The sequence below is a fragment of the Faecalibacterium sp. OF04-11AC genome (assembly GCF_003460645.1).
GTDB classification, from domain to species: domain Bacteria; phylum Bacillota; class Clostridia; order Oscillospirales; family Ruminococcaceae; genus Faecalibacterium; species Faecalibacterium prausnitzii_I.
On the sequence record NZ_QTVP01000011.1, the window covers coordinates 17,489 to 31,818 of the forward strand.

Here is a 14,330-nt window from a genome sequence, read left to right on the forward strand (position 1 = left end):
CAATGCAATTCAAAAAGGTTTCGGAAAAAGTTCATATTTGTGAATCATTCAGCCCGTTCTTGAGTTTGTTGAGCAGTCGGAGCAGCTCGGTGTTTTCTTCCTCTGTCAGCAGCCCAGCTACAAATTCGTCGGTCTGATGGAGGGAGAGCATGGTCTTTTCGTGAAATTCCAGGCCTTTGGCCGTCAGCACCAGCATTTTGAGCCGGGCGTCCTGGGGGACGCTCTGGCGCTCAATGTAGCCTTTGCGCTCCATCAGCTGCAGAATGTTGGTCACGGTGGAGCGGGTAATGGAAAAATCCCGCTCGATGTCCCGCTGGAAGACCGGCTCACTCTGATGGGAGTAGAGATATTCCACGATCCACCCATGCATGGGCGTGCCCTGTTCCAGCCCGTTTGCCCGGGAGAACGCGTTGATCTTGCGGAAGATGAGGTTGTTTACCCGGCGGATCTGGGCCGGGATGACCTGCGGCGGCTCCCAGGGCGGGTTGTCGTGGGGAGGGCAGCAGCCGGGATGCACTGTTTTAAAATCGGTCAACATAAGAATCACCCTTTGGATCGTTTTGAAACTAAACTGTTTCAAATAAAACTGTTTGATACAGTACAATTATAGGCGTGAGAAAGGAAATGTCAAGAGAAAAAGCTCCCCAGCGGGGAGCTTTTTCTCTGAAAATATCGTTATTGTGCTTTCTGGCCCTGCAAAATCGCCATGACGATCTCGGGTTTGTTGGTCACGATGATCTCCGGGTTCTGCTTGAGGACACTGCGCAGGTCCCGGCGGCTCTCGTCGCCCACGGGCCAGGGGGCCACATGGTAGCCCATCTCCACCGCGCGCTGGAGCAGGGTGGTGTCCCGGAAGCAGACGTGGTACTCCGGGCCGACATAGTCCAGCGGGAAATCAAACTGGGAGACATACTTGAGCATATCGGTCTGGTAATAGTACTGCTGTAAGATCTCCACCAGGTTTTTGCCCGGGTAGTTGGAGTAGAGGGCGGTCAGGCGGTCATTGAGGTAGCGCACCAGCAGGCCGTTCTCCTCGTCCACCGAGTCCGGATTCTCCACGATGGAGACGGCCTTTTCCAGCCCCTGCGGGCCGGAGAGCTCTTCCAGCAGCGGGTCGCCGTTGGTCAGGCCCAGATCTTCCCACAGGGCTGTGGGCGGGCAGAGGGAGGACTCCGTGTTCAGGAAGAGGGCTGCGGTGCGGATCTCGGGCCGGAGCTCCTTGATGCGGCCCAGCAGGCCGTACTGGAACGAGGTGAGGATGACTTTATCCTCCATGTGCGCGTTGACCACCGCGTCGATGACCCGCTCCGGGAAATCGGCATCCCGGTCCAGATAGGGCTTGAGCTCAATGTGCATCATCTTCATGTCTTTGCCGAGGTCCAGCACTTCCTCGATGGTGGGGATCTTCTCGCCCTCGTACTCGGGGCTCTTCCACTTGCCAAAGTCCAGCTGGCGCAGCTCGTCAAAGGTCATATCGTAGATATCGCCCTTGACGCCGGTGTGCGCATCGGTGAAGAAATCGTGGGCAATGACCAGCTTGTGGTCCTTGGTGAGCTGGACATCGCACTCGATGCCGTCGGCACCCAGCTCCTTGGCCAGCCGGAACGACGCCAGTGTGTTTTCCGGTGCCAGGTTGGAGGCACCGCGGTGTGCTATGATGAGGGGACGCATACAACTGCTCCTTATATTACGATATTACAATGATTTGATCGCGATTTTAAAAATATCGTATCACGAAACGACATATTTGCGATATGCAAACCAACGATGTTACCGACGCGTTCAAAAGTTGGTTTGCCATACATTGTCTCATCATACACGTTTTTATGGGCGGCGTCAATCAACAAAATGTGAATTTTGTTTGGTTTGCAAAACCACGCTCAGGCCAGGTCCTCGCCGTCCGACGCGATGACCTTTTTGTACCAGTAAAAGCTGTCTTTCCGGCTCCGCTTGAGGGTACCCTTGCCCTCGTTATCCTTGTCCACATAGATGAAGCCATAGCGCTTTTTCATCTCGCCCGTGGAGGCAGACACCAGATCGATGGGGCCCAGGTGGTGTAGCCCATCAGGGGCAGGCCGTCCTCGTTGATGGCTTTTTCCATCTGCTCAATGTGGGCCCGCAGGTAGTCGATGCGGTAGCTGTCGTGGATGGAGCCGTCCGGTTCCACGGTGTCCACGGCACCCAGGCCGTTCTCCACCACAAAGAGCGGCTTCTGGTAGCGGTCGTACAGGCTGTTCATGGTGATGCGCAGGCCCACCGGTCGATGGCCCAGCCCCACTCGCTGGCCTTGAGGTAGGGATTGCGGGCAGCGCCTGTCACGGCGTTGCCGTCGGCATCGCCCAGCAGGGCCTTGTCCACCGTGACACAGCGGCTGGAATAGTAGCTGAACGAGATGAAGTCCACCACGCCCTCTTTCAGCAGGGCCTCGTCGCCCGGCTCCATCCGGAGCTGGATGCCGGCCCGCTCCATCTTCTTTTTGGCCCAGACCGGGTATTCGCCCCGGGACTGGACATCAATGAAGAAATAATTGTCCCGGTCGGCGTCGGCCGCGGCCTGCACATCGGCGGGGGCACAGGTGCGGGGGTAATACTGGCCTGCCGCCAGCATACAACCCACCATGGCCCCGGGCATCAGCCTGTGGGCCAGCTGGACGGCTTTGGCGCTGGCCACCAGCTCATGGTGGGCGGCCTGGTATTTGGTCTGCAGCACGTTTTCACCCGGCTCAAACAGCAGGCCGGCCCCCATAAAGGGCATGTGGAGCAGCATGTTGATCTCATTGAATGTCAGCCAGTATTTCACTTTGCCCGCAAAGCGGCGGAACAGAACCTCGCAGTAGTGGGTGTAGGCGTCCACCATCCGGCGGTCTTTCCAGCCGCCGTATTTTTGGATGAGTGCAATGGGGGTGTCGAAGTGGCAGAGAGTGACCAGCGGCTCAATGCCGTATTTGTGACACTCGTCAAAAAGGCTCTCGTAAAATTTCAGCCCCTCCTCGTTGGGCTCGGCATCGTCGCCGTGGGGCAGGATGCGGGTCCAGGCGATGGAGAGCCGGTAGCATTTGAAGCCCATCTCCGCAAAGAGGGCGATGTCCTCTTTATAATGGTGGTACATGTCGATGGCTCATGGGAGGGGTAAAAGTGCCCGGCGTCACAGTCCAGCATCTTCAGTGTGCCCATGGCCACGGGGAAGCGATCAGGGCCGAACGGCACCACATCCACGCTGGACAGGCCCCGCCCGCCCTCGTTGTATGCGCCCTCGCACTGGTTGGCGGCGGTGGCACCGCCCCATAAGAAATCCTTTGGAAATCTGCCCATAAAAATGCCCTCCTGTTTGTGAAAAATTCTTCTGCTACCACTATACCCCATCTCCCGGCGGCGTGTCCAGTCACGCTTTGTACAAAAATCGGCCCGCGGTTTTGGCACTGCTGGCCGGGAAAACCGGGGGAAAGTACGACTTTTGTCGTCGATACGACGAAAAACGAAGCTGATTTTTAGCAATTTTCACGAAGAAAACCGAAAAATGAGGGCATTTTCCTTGGATTCTGTTTCTTCCAAACGGACAGGTTCTGTGATAAGATATTGATGGAAGCTGAAAACAAAACCCCTCTGTCACCTGCGGTGACACCTCCCCTGACCGGGGTGACCCTGGCGTACCGCAAGGCTTTCTCTCTTTGCCAAAGGCTCTCCGGACAGGAGAGCTGGCGCGAAGCGACGGAGAGGTTTACACAAGAAATAGGAGTGTTTTGCTATGACAGAGTTTAAGCCCATCAAGGAAGGCAAAGTCCGCGAAATTTACGACAATGGCGACAGCCTCATCATGGTTGCCACGGACCGCATCTCTGCGTTTGATTACATCCTGAAAAATAAGATCACCAACAAGGGCAAAGTGCTCACCCAGATGAGCAAGTTCTGGTTTGATTACACCCGTGATGTGGTGCCCAACCACCTCATCAGCGTGGACAATAAGGATATGCCGGAGTATTTCCAGCAGCCCGAGTTTGAGGGCAAGTGCACCATGTGCCGCAAGCTGACCATGCTGCCCATCGAGTGCATCGTGCGCGGCTACATCACCGGCAGCGGCTGGGCCAGCTACCAGGAGAACGGCACTGCCTGCGGCATCAAGCTGCCCGAGGGCCTGAAAGAGTCCCAGAAGCTGCCGGAGCCCATCTACACCCCCTCCACCAAGGCAGAGCTGGGCGACCACGATGAGAACATCACCTTTGAGCAGAGCATCACCGTGCTGGAAAAGCTCTTCCCCGGCAAGGGCGAGGAGTACGCCACCAAGCTGCGGGACAACACCATTGCCCTGTACAAGAAGTGCGCCGAGTATGCCCTGAGCCGCGGCATCATCATTGCCGACACCAAGTTTGAGTTCGGCCTGGATGAAGAGGGCAATGTGATCCTGGGCGACGAGATGCTCACCCCGGATTCCTCTCGCTTCTGGCCGCTGGAGGGCTACGAGGCAGGCCACGGACAGCCCTCGTTCGACAAGCAGTTTGTCCGCAACTGGCTCAAGGCCAACCCCGACAGCGATTTCAACCTGCCGCAGGACATCATTGACAAGACCATTGCCAAGTATGAGGAAGCCTATGAGATGCTCACGGGCAAGAAGCTGTAAGAACTGCTGATTTTCAAAAACAAACTTTCAACCGCAAAGCACCCGCCCTGTGGAAAACGGAGCGGGTGCTTTTGGCGTAAAAAGTTTCGTTTTACAGAAAAATCACTTCTTTTGTTGCGCGGCGGGGGGCGGCGTGCTACAATAGCCAAGGTGAAATGGGGTGTGCGGCAAAACACCCTGCAAAATACGGTGAAACGAGGAGAACGCCCGCCGGGGCGCTGAAAGGAAAAACGGTATGGAACACAATAAGCGGGAAAAGATCATGGCGTACGTCAGCCAGTACGCGATCATCACCCTGAGCATCACCATCATGAGCGTTGGTGTGTATTTCTTCAAATTCCCCAATAACTTCGTCTTTGGCGGTGTGACCGGTGCGGCAGCTCTGGTGGCAAAGCTGACCCCCCTCTCGGCTGCGGCGTTCTCGTCCTGGGCCAACATGATCCTGCTGGTGGTGGGCCTCATCTTCCTGGGCAAAAAATTTGCCATGACCACAGGCTATGCCTCGGTGGTCATGTCGGCGGAGCTGATGTTCCTGGAAAAGTTCTTCCCCATGCACGGCTCCCTCTCCAACCAGCCCATGCTGGACCTGCTGTTCGCCATCGCTCTGCCGGCCATTGCCTCGGCCCTGCTCTTCAATGTAGGTGCTTCCTCGGGCGGCACGGACGTCATTGCCCTCATCGTGGAAAAATACACCCACATCCACAGCATCGCCGTAGCCCTTTTCCTCACCGACCTGTTCATGGTGGTGGCGGCCTGCTTCGTCTTTAACCTGTACACGGCACTGTATTCGTTCGTGGGTCTGACCGTGAAATCGCTGGTCATCGACGCCGTGCTGGAGCGGATCAAGATGTGCAAGGCCATCCTCATCATCTGTGACGACAAAGATCCCATCTGTAATTTCGTCATGCGCAAGCTGGTGCGCGGCGCTACCTACACTCCCTGCTTTGGTGCCTACACCGATAAGCCCCATTATATGATCTACACCACCCTCACCAACCGGGAGGCCGGCCAGCTGCAGGAGTTTATCCATAAGGAAAACCTCAACGCGTTCATCTCCATGCTGAGTACCACCGAAGTGTTCGGCAAGGGTTTCAATCATGCGTAAAAGATCAGGGCCCCGGCATATAGCCGGGGGCCCTGATCTTTTACGGCTTGCCATCTTTATCCATTCTTTTCCGAAATGGATGGAGATTGAAAGACGCGATTTCACAAAACGAGGTTTTGGGCGCATAATAGAAGCAGGAAAAGCGGATTTCCCCGCTTTGTAAGCGATGTTTTTGTGGGAGCGGACAGCGGAGCGGAAACGCGGACGGAAACCAGACATGAGAAAATGGAATATTTCTTGTGCACAAGCGAAATTTTTGCTGTTTCTTAACGAATATTAAGGCTGCGGCTATGATTTCTGTAAGGTTGTAAGGCTATCATAGAATCATCAAGGGCGGCCACTGGGCCGCAAGAACGGTATATTAGAAGGTAACACCCACCAAGGAGGAAAAAGCATGGAGATCAAGAAAGCAGCAACTGCTGGCACTCTGGAATCCAGCGATTGCATGGTGACGGTGGAGCCGGGCGAGGGCAAAGTTGATTTCTCCCTCGAGAGCTCTGTCATCAACCAGTACGGCAACCAGCTGCGCAAGGTCGCACTGGAGACGCTGAAGAACCTGGACATTGATAACGTCCGCATCACCATTGTGGACAAGGGCGCGCTGGACTGCACCCTGAAAGCCCGCATTGAGGGCGCGGTGTTCCGTTCCGTCGATCAGTATGAGAATCTGCCCTGGGGAGGTGCCATTCGATGAACAATCCGAACAAGAAGCGCCTGCGCCGCACGATGATGTTCCTCAATGCGCAGAAGCCCGGCCTCATCAAGGATCCTTACATCTATAAGGCGGACTCCCTGATGCTGGACCTCGAGGACGCTGTTGCCGAGAACCAGAAAGATGTTGCCCGTTTCAGCCTGTACCATGCTCTGAAGACCGTGGATTACCGCGGGGCTGAGCGTGTTGTCCGCATCAACGGTCTGGACACTCCCTACTGGCGGGAAGACATCCGTGCCTGTGTGGCTGGCGGCTGCGATTCCATCCGCATCCCCAAGACCGAGCACGCTGAGGATGTCCACCGCGTGGCCCAGGCCATTGCCGAGGACGAGAAGACCTATGGCCGCCCCGAGGGCGATGTGCTGATCATCGCTGCTTTGGAGTCTGCCCGCGGCGTGATGAACGCTTTGGAGATCTGCGAGAGCGATGAGCGCCTGTTCGGCATCGCTCTGTCCGGCGGCGACTACACCAAGGATCTGCAGACCCACATCACCGGCACCGGCATCGAGCTGATGGGTGCCCGCCAGCAGATGATCATTGCAGCCCGCGCCGCCGGTGTGCAGTGCTTCGACACCGTTTACACCGACCTGAAGGATATGGACGGTTTCCGCAAGGACGTGGAGAACATCCACCTGATGGGCTTCGATGGCAAATCCATCATCAATCCTCGCCAGATCCCCATTGTCCACGAGATCTTTACTCCCACCCAGAAAGACATCATCTTTGCGGAAAAGGTCGTCAAGGAGATCGATTCCAAGAAAGCTCTGGGCATCGGTGTCTTCACCGTGGACGGCAAGATGATCGACATCGCCTTCTACGATGGCGCAAAGCGCACCATCGATCTGGCCAAGGCTTCCGGCGTGTATAAGGGGGATTTGTAATTATGATCAACGCAGTCGGCAGAGAAATTCCCGAAGAGATCCTGGAGCGCACCGGCAAAGAGGTCTTCCAGGGCAACAATTATAAAGACGGCAAGGCTTTCCAGAAAGCCAGCCCGAAAGTGACTCCCGTGATGCGCAATGACCACGACAAGATGGTCAAAGACATCCACGAGGCCCTCGTCAAGTGCAACGCCCACGACGGCATGACCGTCTCGTTCCACCACCACTTCCGCGAGGGCGACCTCGTGGTCTGCATGGTCATGGAAGAGATCCACAAGATGGGCATCAAGAACGTCACCCTGAGCGCAAGCTCTCTGGGCAAGGCTCATGACGCTCTGGTCCCCATGATCGAGGACGGTACCATCCTGAACATTGAGTCCTCCGGCGTCCGCGGCAAGATCGGCGATGCTATCTCCCACGGCAAGCTCAAGGGTCTGGCTACCATGCGCAGCCACGGCGGCCGTGTCCGCGCCATTGAGACCGGCGAGACCCACGTTGATATCGCATTCATCGGCGCGCCCAGCTGCGACGAGTACGGCAACTGCTCTGGCATGGGCGGCAAGACCAACTGCGGCGTCCTGAGCTATGCTTATGTGGACGCTGAGATGGCCGATTACGTTGTGGCTGTCACCGATTGTCTGGTGGCTTACCCCAACTACCCCGCAGAGATCAACCAGACCAAGGTGGATTACGTCTGCGTCGTGGATCAGATCGGCATCCCCGAGAAGATCGCTACCGGCGCTGCCAAGCCTACCACCGACCAGCGCAAGATCCTGATGGCCGAGTACTGCACCCAGGTCGTGGCCAACACCCCGTACTTCAAGGACGGCTTCTCCTATCAGACCGGTGTCGGCGGCGCATCCATCGCTTCCACCATCTCTCTGAGCAAGATCATGGAGGAGAAGAACATCCACATGGGTCTGGGTGTCGGCGGCCTGACCAAGCCCATGTGCGAGCTGCTGGACCGCGGTCTGGCCCGCAAGCTGGTGGATACCCAGGACTTTGACCTGGACGCTGTCAACAACGTCCGCACCAACCCAAACCATTTCCCCATCTCTGCGGGCGAGTATGCAAGCCCCATGAATAAGGGCGCGTTCGTCAACAAGCTGGATTACGTCATCCTGGCTTCTCTGGAAGTCGATACCCACTTCAACTGCAACGTTGTGGTTGGTTCCGACGGCATCATCACCGGTGCACAGGGCGGCCATCCCGATACCGCACAGGGTGCAAAGTGCACCATCGTCATCGCTCCGCTGCTGCAGGGCCGTATCCCCGCCATCTGCACCGATGTGACCACCGTCACCACCCCGGGCGAGAGCGTGGACATCGTTGTCACCGATTACGGTGTGGCGGTCAACCCTGCCCGCCCCGACCTGCTGAAGGCTCTGCAGGACGCTGATTGCGTGCCCCTGAAGACCATCGAGGAGCTGCGTGACATCGCTTACTCCATCGTCGGCGAGCCGGACAAGGTCCAGTTCGGTGACCGTGTGGTCGGTATCATTGAAGCACGCGACGGCACCATCATGGACGTTGTGCGCGAAGTCAAGCCTTTCTCTTTCCGCGAAGATTGAGTGTTCCCGCTCAGCGGTTCTTCTGCGGCCTGCCAACCGCAGTTTTCGGAATTGATTCACGGAAATTCCTTTCGCTCTTCTTCAACCCGCTGAGCAACTCAGACACACAATTTCATGCGATTCTCCTTTTAATGGTTTTGTGTTTTATACCGGCATAAAACCAAAAGCCCCCGGCTGCACCGCGCGCAGCCGGGGGCTTTCTATGTTGTGGATGAAAAAATGCCGTGTTTACGGCACAAACCGATATCCGACGCCCCGGATGGTGATGATATGCTGCGGGGTACGGGCGTTGTCCTCGATCTTGCTGCGCAGGCGGTTGATGTACACCATGATGGCATTGTCGTCCACGGCGATCAGGTTGCCCCAGATCTGCTCGTAGATCATGTCTTTGGTAAACACCTGCTGCGGGTGGCGGACAAAGAGCAGCAGGAGGGAGCGCTCTTTCTCCGAGAGGTTCAGCTCCACATTGTTTTTGTAAAACCGCATGGTGGTGGTGTCGCAGAGGAACGGCCCGCAGCTGATCTGCTGGCTGTTCTCCTGAGAGAAGCTCTTGCTCCGGCGGATGAGGGCTTTGACCTTGGCCCCTAAGATCTGCGGGCGGAACGGCTTGGTGACATAATCGTCAGCACCCAGCGAGAGGCCGTACATGAAATCGTAATCCTCGTTGCGGCCGCTGATGATGATGACCGGGGTGGTGACGCCGTTGCGGCGGATGGTCTGGATGACATCAAAGCCCTCCATATCGCCCAGGGTGATGTCCATTAAGATCATGTCCAGCGTGTTGCTCTGCCGCGCGATGAGGTCCAGCGCCGCCGCGCCGCTGTTCACCACAAGGGGCTCCATCTCGTTGCTGACCATTACTTTGGATAAAAGTTTGCAAATTGCCGGATCATCGTCTACAATAAGAACATGGTAAGACATGGTTGCTTCACCGCACTTCCTCTGACCAAAACCGTCGAAAATTGACACTTGAAATTGATACTTAATTAACAGTATAACATTTTTAGCCGGGAAGAGCAAGCACCTGCCCGGCTGAAAGGAGAAACCGCCATGAAACCGAACAAGCCGAACGCGCAGGAAAAGCGCTCCCCCCTGGAAACGCTCCGCACCCTCTGGGTGCCAATGGCTGTGGGAGCCGTTCTTCTGGTCATGCTGGCCATTGTGGCAAATCTGGTCTGGAAAGATTACAGCACGGCCCTGATGGAAAGCCAGACCCGCCAGATGGAGCTGGTGGTGCAGAGCCTGGCCGACAGCATTGAGTTTTCGCTGGAGGAGTACCTCGACCGCCTGGACTCCGCGGTTGCCAAGGTGGAAGCAAACCCGGACTATAAGCCCACGCTGGCCCCCAGCGATACCCTGAGTGATCTCTGGCTGGAGGACAACGATGGCAACATCGTTTACAGCTGCTACGGCATTACCGCCCTGAGCGATGTTCTCATTACCCGGTCAGAGGGCGTTTCTTACTGGCAGTACCACCGGGGCGATACCCATTATCTGGTGCTGAAAAAAGCGGCGGGGGAGCAGAGCGTCTGCCTGGTGGTGGATTCTACCACCCTCTACAAGCAGCTGGTCTCGGACATCCGGGTGGGCACCAACGGCTATGTGATGATCAAAAATGCCAATGACATGGTGGTCATGCACCCGGAATCGGCCCAGTGGGGCATCCGGGTGGTGGATGGCCGCCAGAAGCTCTATGCCTACAAAGATCTGGACCTGACCAGCCTGAGCGAGCTGCTCAAGGCCCAGCGGACACAGGACTCCGGCATCCGGGATTATTACTCCTACTGGTGGACCGACCCCAAACTGCCCCGGGTGCATAAGATCAGCGCGTTCCGGCATCTGGATGTGGGGAGCAGCTTCTGGATCGTCAGCGCCGTGGTGGATTACGACGATCTCTACCAGCCGGTGCGGGACAGCTTTTTGAAGATGGCGCTCATGTTCAGCGCCGTTGCGGTGGTTCTGGTGCTGTTTACCGGGATGATATTCCGTCTGCAGTGGAAGAACCAGCGCAGCGTGACCAAAATCAACGACCTGCAGGAGGTCAACGAGGCGTTGGAAGAGCTGCAGAAGAGCCGGGAGTCTCTGGCGCACGACCAGCGGCTCCAGCTCATGGGCACCCTGACGGGCGGCATCGCCCACGAGTTCAACAACTTCCTCACCCCCATCACGGGCTATGCCGACCTCATTATGGCCGACGCCGACCCCGAGAGTGAAATTTATGACAACGCCCGGGAGATCAGCGAAGCTGCCGAAAAGGCCCGGGACGTGGTGAAGCAAATTTCTTCCATGAGCCGGAAGAACGTGGAAACGGTCTATGACGCGGTGCCCGTGGAAAGCCTCATCGAGCACACCTGCAAGCTGGTGGAGACCAACTGCCCCAAACAGGTGCGGCTGCGGCAGGAGCTGGAGCTGCACGGCGAAAACGTGCTGGGCAACAGCACCCAGCTGCAGCAGGTGCTGCTGAATATCTGCATCAACGGCATCCACGCCATCGGCGTGGGGGAGGGCAGCCTGACCCTGCGGGCAAAAGCTGTCCCCCGGGAGGAGCTGGCGGCCCGGATCCCCGAGGAAAAGATCTCGGACGACTGGCAGAGCTATGTCCGCGTCAGTGTCACGGACACCGGCTGCGGCATGGATAAAGACACGCTGGCCCGCATCTTTGAGCCGTTCTTCACCACCAAAAAGCAGGGCGAGGGCACCGGCCTGGGCTTGGCATTGGCGGAGCAGATCATCAGCACCCATCGGGGCCATATCCTGGCCGAGAGCACCCTTGGCCAGGGGACAACGTTCTATATCTACCTGCCCGTGCTGGAGCGGCAGCGCGCCCTGGAACAGGTGCAGTGGGGCGTGGACCACAAGCTGCGCATCCTGGCTGCGGACGACAACAAGAAAGTGCTCAATTTGCTGGAGAAAGATTTCGGCCGTTTTGGCTTGGAAGTGCTCACCTGTTCCCGCCGGGGCGAGGTACGCACCCTGCTGGAGACCCAGCCCTTTGACGCCCTGGCCATCGACGAGAGCCTGACCGGCGGCAGCGGCGTGGAGTTCTGCATGTCCATTCAGGGCAAGTACCCGGCTCTGACCCGCATCGTGATGACCAGCAGCCCCACCCGTGAGATCGTGGATGCCCGCCGCCATGGCGTGATCGACGGTTACACCCTGAAGCCGGTCTCCGCCGCCACCCTGCTGGAAGAAATTCGTGCCTGCAGGCGGAGCGAGAAACAGAAATAATTGTATACAAGTAAGCATACAGACTCTTACAGGATATTAAGTCCTTTCTTAACAAACCGTAATGGACGGCACTTTGGCGTGTAAGTTTACAGGGCTATACTGGAACCATCGAAAGAGGGAATGGAAGTCCAGTAGAAACTGGAATGCCTTCCCAGATACGGAAAAAGGAAAGGAAGTTAACCAACATGAGTGATACGATCCTCGCTCTGCTCGGCTTTGCAACGGTGATTGCGGTCATCGTTCTGCTGCTGCGCAATGTCACGGTCCCTGCACTGGCTTTCGTCAGTGTCTCGACCATCACGGCTGCCATTCTGGTGGCAACCGGTGCGTTCACCCTCGATGAGATGGCAGGCTTTATCAAGGAGGGCGTGAAAGGCGTCCATGGTACTGCGATCCTGTTCATCTTCTCGGTCCTGTTCTTCGGCGTTATGACCGACGCCGGAATGTTCGACAAGATCATCGGCGCGCTGATGAAAAAGGTCGGCAACAATGTTGTCGGCGTTGCCTGATGACTTGCATCATCGCCATCATCGGCCATCTGGACGGCGGCGGCGCTTCCACGTTCCTCATCACCATCCCCGCCATGCTGCCGGTCTACAAGCGCCTGCACATGCGCCGTGAGACCCTGCTGCTGATCTGCGTTACCGCTATGGGTGTCATGAACCTGATGCCCTGGGGCGGCCCGACCATGCGTGCGGCCAGCGTGCTGGAGATCGAGGCAAACGACCTGTGGTTCCAGCTGATGCCTATGCAGGTGGTCGGTTTCATTCTGGCCATTTTCACCGCGATCTTCTGGGGCTTCCAGGAGAAGAAGCGCATTGCCAAGCTGGGCGACGCTGCGGTTGAGGATGCTGACAAGTACGATGATTCCGACAGCGGCGAGAAAAACGAGGAGCTGGCTCGCCCGAAGAACTTCATCTTCAATGTGATCCTGACCCTGGCCGTCATCATCGTCCTGGTCATGGATATCTTCCCCTCTTACTATGTCTTCATGGTTGGCTGCGCTCTGGGCATTCTGGTCAACTACCGCGGTAAGAAGCTGCAGAACTCCATCATCAAGAGCCATGCGGCTTCCGGCCTGACCATGGCCTCCACCATTATGTGTGCCGGCGTCTTCCTCGGTGTCCTGAGCAAGAGCGGCATCATGGAGAAAATGGCCATCATGATGGCCAGCGTCATCCCGGCTTCCATGGGCAAGTTCCTGCCGGTCATCATCGGCATCCTGAGCGTGCCTCTGGCTCTGCTGTTCGATACCGACTCTTACTTCTACGGTCTGCTGCCCGTCCTGATCAGTGTTGGCAACCAGTTCGGCGTCAACCCGGCTCACATTGCCATCGCCATGGTCGTCTGCCGCAACTGCGCTACTTTCATCAGCCCGGTGGCTCCCGCTACCTATCTGGGCATTGGTCTGGCCGGTGTCGAGATCAAGGATCACATCAAGTACTGCTTTGGCTGGCAGTGGGGCGTGTCCCTCATCTGCCTGGTGGCTGGCCTGATCCTCGGCGTTATCACTTTCTAAGTTTCCCATTCCGCCGCTCGGCCGCTTCCCGCAAGGGCAGCCCGGGCGGCTTTTTTGAAAAATCCCGATCCCCATTCTGAATCCCTCAAAGGAGGCTGCTGCAATGAACCAAACCCCTGTCTGCACCGCGGCCGACGCCATCTATCGTCTGGCGGCGGCAACCTCAAATATCTCAATGCGGAAAGCGGTAACGGCGATATCTCCCGCCGCGTCCGGCTGGCCACCTGGGCGAAAGGTCAGTCCCCCTACGCCATCATCGTCACCTGCTCGGACTCCCGGGTCATCCCGGAGAGCATCTTCTCAGCCGGCATCGGGGAGCTGTTCGTCATCCGGCTGGCGGGCAATGTGATTGACGACCACCAGCTGGGCAGCATCGAGTACGCGGCCGGGCACCTGGCTGCCGGTTGGTGGTGGTGCTGGGCCACACCCACTGCGGCGCGGTGGATGCCGCCATCCACCACGAGCCGGAGGGGTATATCAAGTACATCACCGATGAGATCAAAAAAGCCATCGGTGACGAAAAAGACCCCTATAAGGCCAGCTGCATGAACGTGCGGCACAGTGTGCAGGAGATCGAGAAGAGCCTGTGCATCCACCACATTGAAGAGGAAACCGGTCTGCGGGTCGTCGGTGCGATGTATCACATCGAGGACGGCAGTGTGGAATTCTTGTAAAATTTAGATCATTGCGGCAAAAACGG

11 protein-coding genes and 2 pseudogenes are annotated in these 14,330 nt (G+C 57.2%); 9 read left to right on the forward strand and 4 right to left on the reverse strand.

Features of this window, described 5'->3' with window-relative positions; genetic code table 11:
• Window positions 1-31 precede the first annotated feature (31 nt).
• The 3 genes and pseudogenes from DXA70_RS07265 to DXA70_RS07275 all read right to left on the reverse strand — a co-directional run bounded on the left by DXA70_RS07265 (window position 32) and on the right by DXA70_RS07275 (window position 3,311).
• Complete coding sequence (locus tag DXA70_RS07265) at window positions 32-538, reverse strand: MarR family winged helix-turn-helix transcriptional regulator (protein WP_022257000.1); 507 nt, start codon at window positions 536-538, stop codon at window positions 32-34.
• 137 nt (window positions 539-675) lie between these two features.
• Window positions 676-1,671: a glycerophosphodiester phosphodiesterase family protein gene (locus DXA70_RS07270; RefSeq protein ID WP_128118071.1), complete on the reverse strand. Its 996-nt coding sequence runs from the start codon at window positions 1,669-1,671 to the stop codon at window positions 676-678.
• Window positions 1,672-1,880: 209 nt separating this feature from the next.
• Window positions 1,881-3,311 (reverse strand): annotated as a pseudogene (locus DXA70_RS07275) (6-phospho-beta-glucosidase).
• A gap of 433 nt (window positions 3,312-3,744) precedes the next feature.
• Here DXA70_RS07275 and DXA70_RS07280 point away from each other — a divergent pair.
• The 5 genes from DXA70_RS07280 to citF all read left to right on the forward strand — a co-directional run bounded on the left by DXA70_RS07280 (window position 3,745) and on the right by citF (window position 8,883).
• Complete coding sequence (locus DXA70_RS07280; protein ID WP_112115857.1) at window positions 3,745-4,614, forward strand: phosphoribosylaminoimidazolesuccinocarboxamide synthase; 870 nt, start codon at window positions 3,745-3,747, stop codon at window positions 4,612-4,614.
• Between the two features lie 235 nt (window positions 4,615-4,849).
• Entirely contained in the window at window positions 4,850-5,719 is an 870-nt protein-coding gene (locus DXA70_RS07285) for a YitT family protein (protein ID WP_128118072.1), read from the forward strand.
• Window positions 5,720-6,113: 394 nt separating this feature from the next.
• Window positions 6,114-6,413, forward strand: coding sequence for a citrate lyase acyl carrier protein (gene citD / locus DXA70_RS07290; RefSeq protein WP_022257005.1), 300 nt, complete (start codon window positions 6,114-6,116; stop codon window positions 6,411-6,413).
• A complete protein-coding gene (locus tag DXA70_RS07295) occupies window positions 6,410-7,312 on the forward strand; it encodes an aldolase/citrate lyase family protein (RefSeq protein ID WP_128118073.1) in 903 nt (300 codons plus the stop codon). Before citD ends, DXA70_RS07295 begins: the two co-directional genes overlap by 4 nt.
• 2 nt (window positions 7,313-7,314) lie before the next feature.
• Window positions 7,315-8,883 carry a citrate lyase subunit alpha gene (citF, locus tag DXA70_RS07300; protein WP_128118074.1) on the forward strand — a complete coding sequence of 523 codons (1,569 nt, stop codon included), beginning with the start codon at window positions 7,315-7,317 and terminating at the stop codon, window positions 8,881-8,883.
• A 228-nt stretch (window positions 8,884-9,111) separates the two neighbouring features.
• Here citF and DXA70_RS07305 read toward each other — a convergent pair whose 3' ends face one another.
• Window positions 9,112-9,804: a response regulator transcription factor gene (locus tag DXA70_RS07305; protein WP_112148658.1), complete on the reverse strand. Its 693-nt coding sequence runs from the start codon at window positions 9,802-9,804 to the stop codon at window positions 9,112-9,114.
• A gap of 129 nt (window positions 9,805-9,933) precedes the next feature.
• On the opposite strand from DXA70_RS07305, the gene DXA70_RS07310 reads away from it, so the two are divergent.
• The 4 genes and pseudogenes from DXA70_RS07310 (at window position 9,934) to DXA70_RS07320 (ending at window position 14,304) form a co-directional block, all read left to right on the forward strand.
• A complete protein-coding gene (locus DXA70_RS07310; RefSeq protein WP_128118075.1) occupies window positions 9,934-12,111 on the forward strand; it encodes an ATP-binding protein in 2,178 nt (725 codons plus the stop codon).
• Between the two features lie 185 nt (window positions 12,112-12,296).
• Window positions 12,297-12,620, forward strand: a complete 324-nt coding sequence (locus tag DXA70_RS15410) for a hypothetical protein (protein WP_347553519.1) — start codon at window positions 12,297-12,299, stop codon at window positions 12,618-12,620.
• Window positions 12,620-13,630, forward strand: coding sequence for an SLC13 family permease (locus DXA70_RS07315; protein ID WP_347553520.1), 1,011 nt, complete (start codon window positions 12,620-12,622; stop codon window positions 13,628-13,630). The genes DXA70_RS15410 and DXA70_RS07315 overlap by 1 nt, the downstream gene beginning before the upstream one ends.
• Window positions 13,631-13,684: 54 nt before the next feature.
• Window positions 13,685-14,304, forward strand: a pseudogene (locus DXA70_RS07320) (carbonic anhydrase).
• Window positions 14,305-14,330: the final 26 nt, after the last annotated feature.

Bases quoted from the DNA above. Each gene is read 5' to 3' on its own strand.
- DXA70_RS07265 (WP_022257000.1), bottom strand. From the start codon at position 538: ATGTTGACCGATTTTAAAACAGTGCATCCCGGCTGCTGCCCTCCCCAC.
- DXA70_RS07270 (WP_128118071.1), bottom strand. From the start codon at position 1,671: ATGCGTCCCCTCATCATAGCACACCGCGGTGCCTCCAACCTGGCACCG.
- DXA70_RS07280 (WP_112115857.1), top strand. From the start codon at position 3,745: ATGACAGAGTTTAAGCCCATCAAGGAAGGCAAAGTCCGCGAAATTTAC.
- DXA70_RS07285 (WP_128118072.1), top strand. From the start codon at position 4,850: ATGGAACACAATAAGCGGGAAAAGATCATGGCGTACGTCAGCCAGTAC.
- citD (WP_022257005.1), top strand. From the start codon at position 6,114: ATGGAGATCAAGAAAGCAGCAACTGCTGGCACTCTGGAATCCAGCGAT.
- DXA70_RS07295 (WP_128118073.1), top strand. From the start codon at position 6,410: ATGAACAATCCGAACAAGAAGCGCCTGCGCCGCACGATGATGTTCCTC.
- citF (WP_128118074.1), top strand. From the start codon at position 7,315: ATGATCAACGCAGTCGGCAGAGAAATTCCCGAAGAGATCCTGGAGCGC.
- DXA70_RS07305 (WP_112148658.1), bottom strand. From the start codon at position 9,804: ATGTCTTACCATGTTCTTATTGTAGACGATGATCCGGCAATTTGCAAA.
- DXA70_RS07310 (WP_128118075.1), top strand. From the start codon at position 9,934: ATGAAACCGAACAAGCCGAACGCGCAGGAAAAGCGCTCCCCCCTGGAA.
- DXA70_RS15410 (WP_347553519.1), top strand. From the start codon at position 12,297: ATGAGTGATACGATCCTCGCTCTGCTCGGCTTTGCAACGGTGATTGCG.
- DXA70_RS07315 (WP_347553520.1), top strand. From the start codon at position 12,620: ATGACTTGCATCATCGCCATCATCGGCCATCTGGACGGCGGCGGCGCT.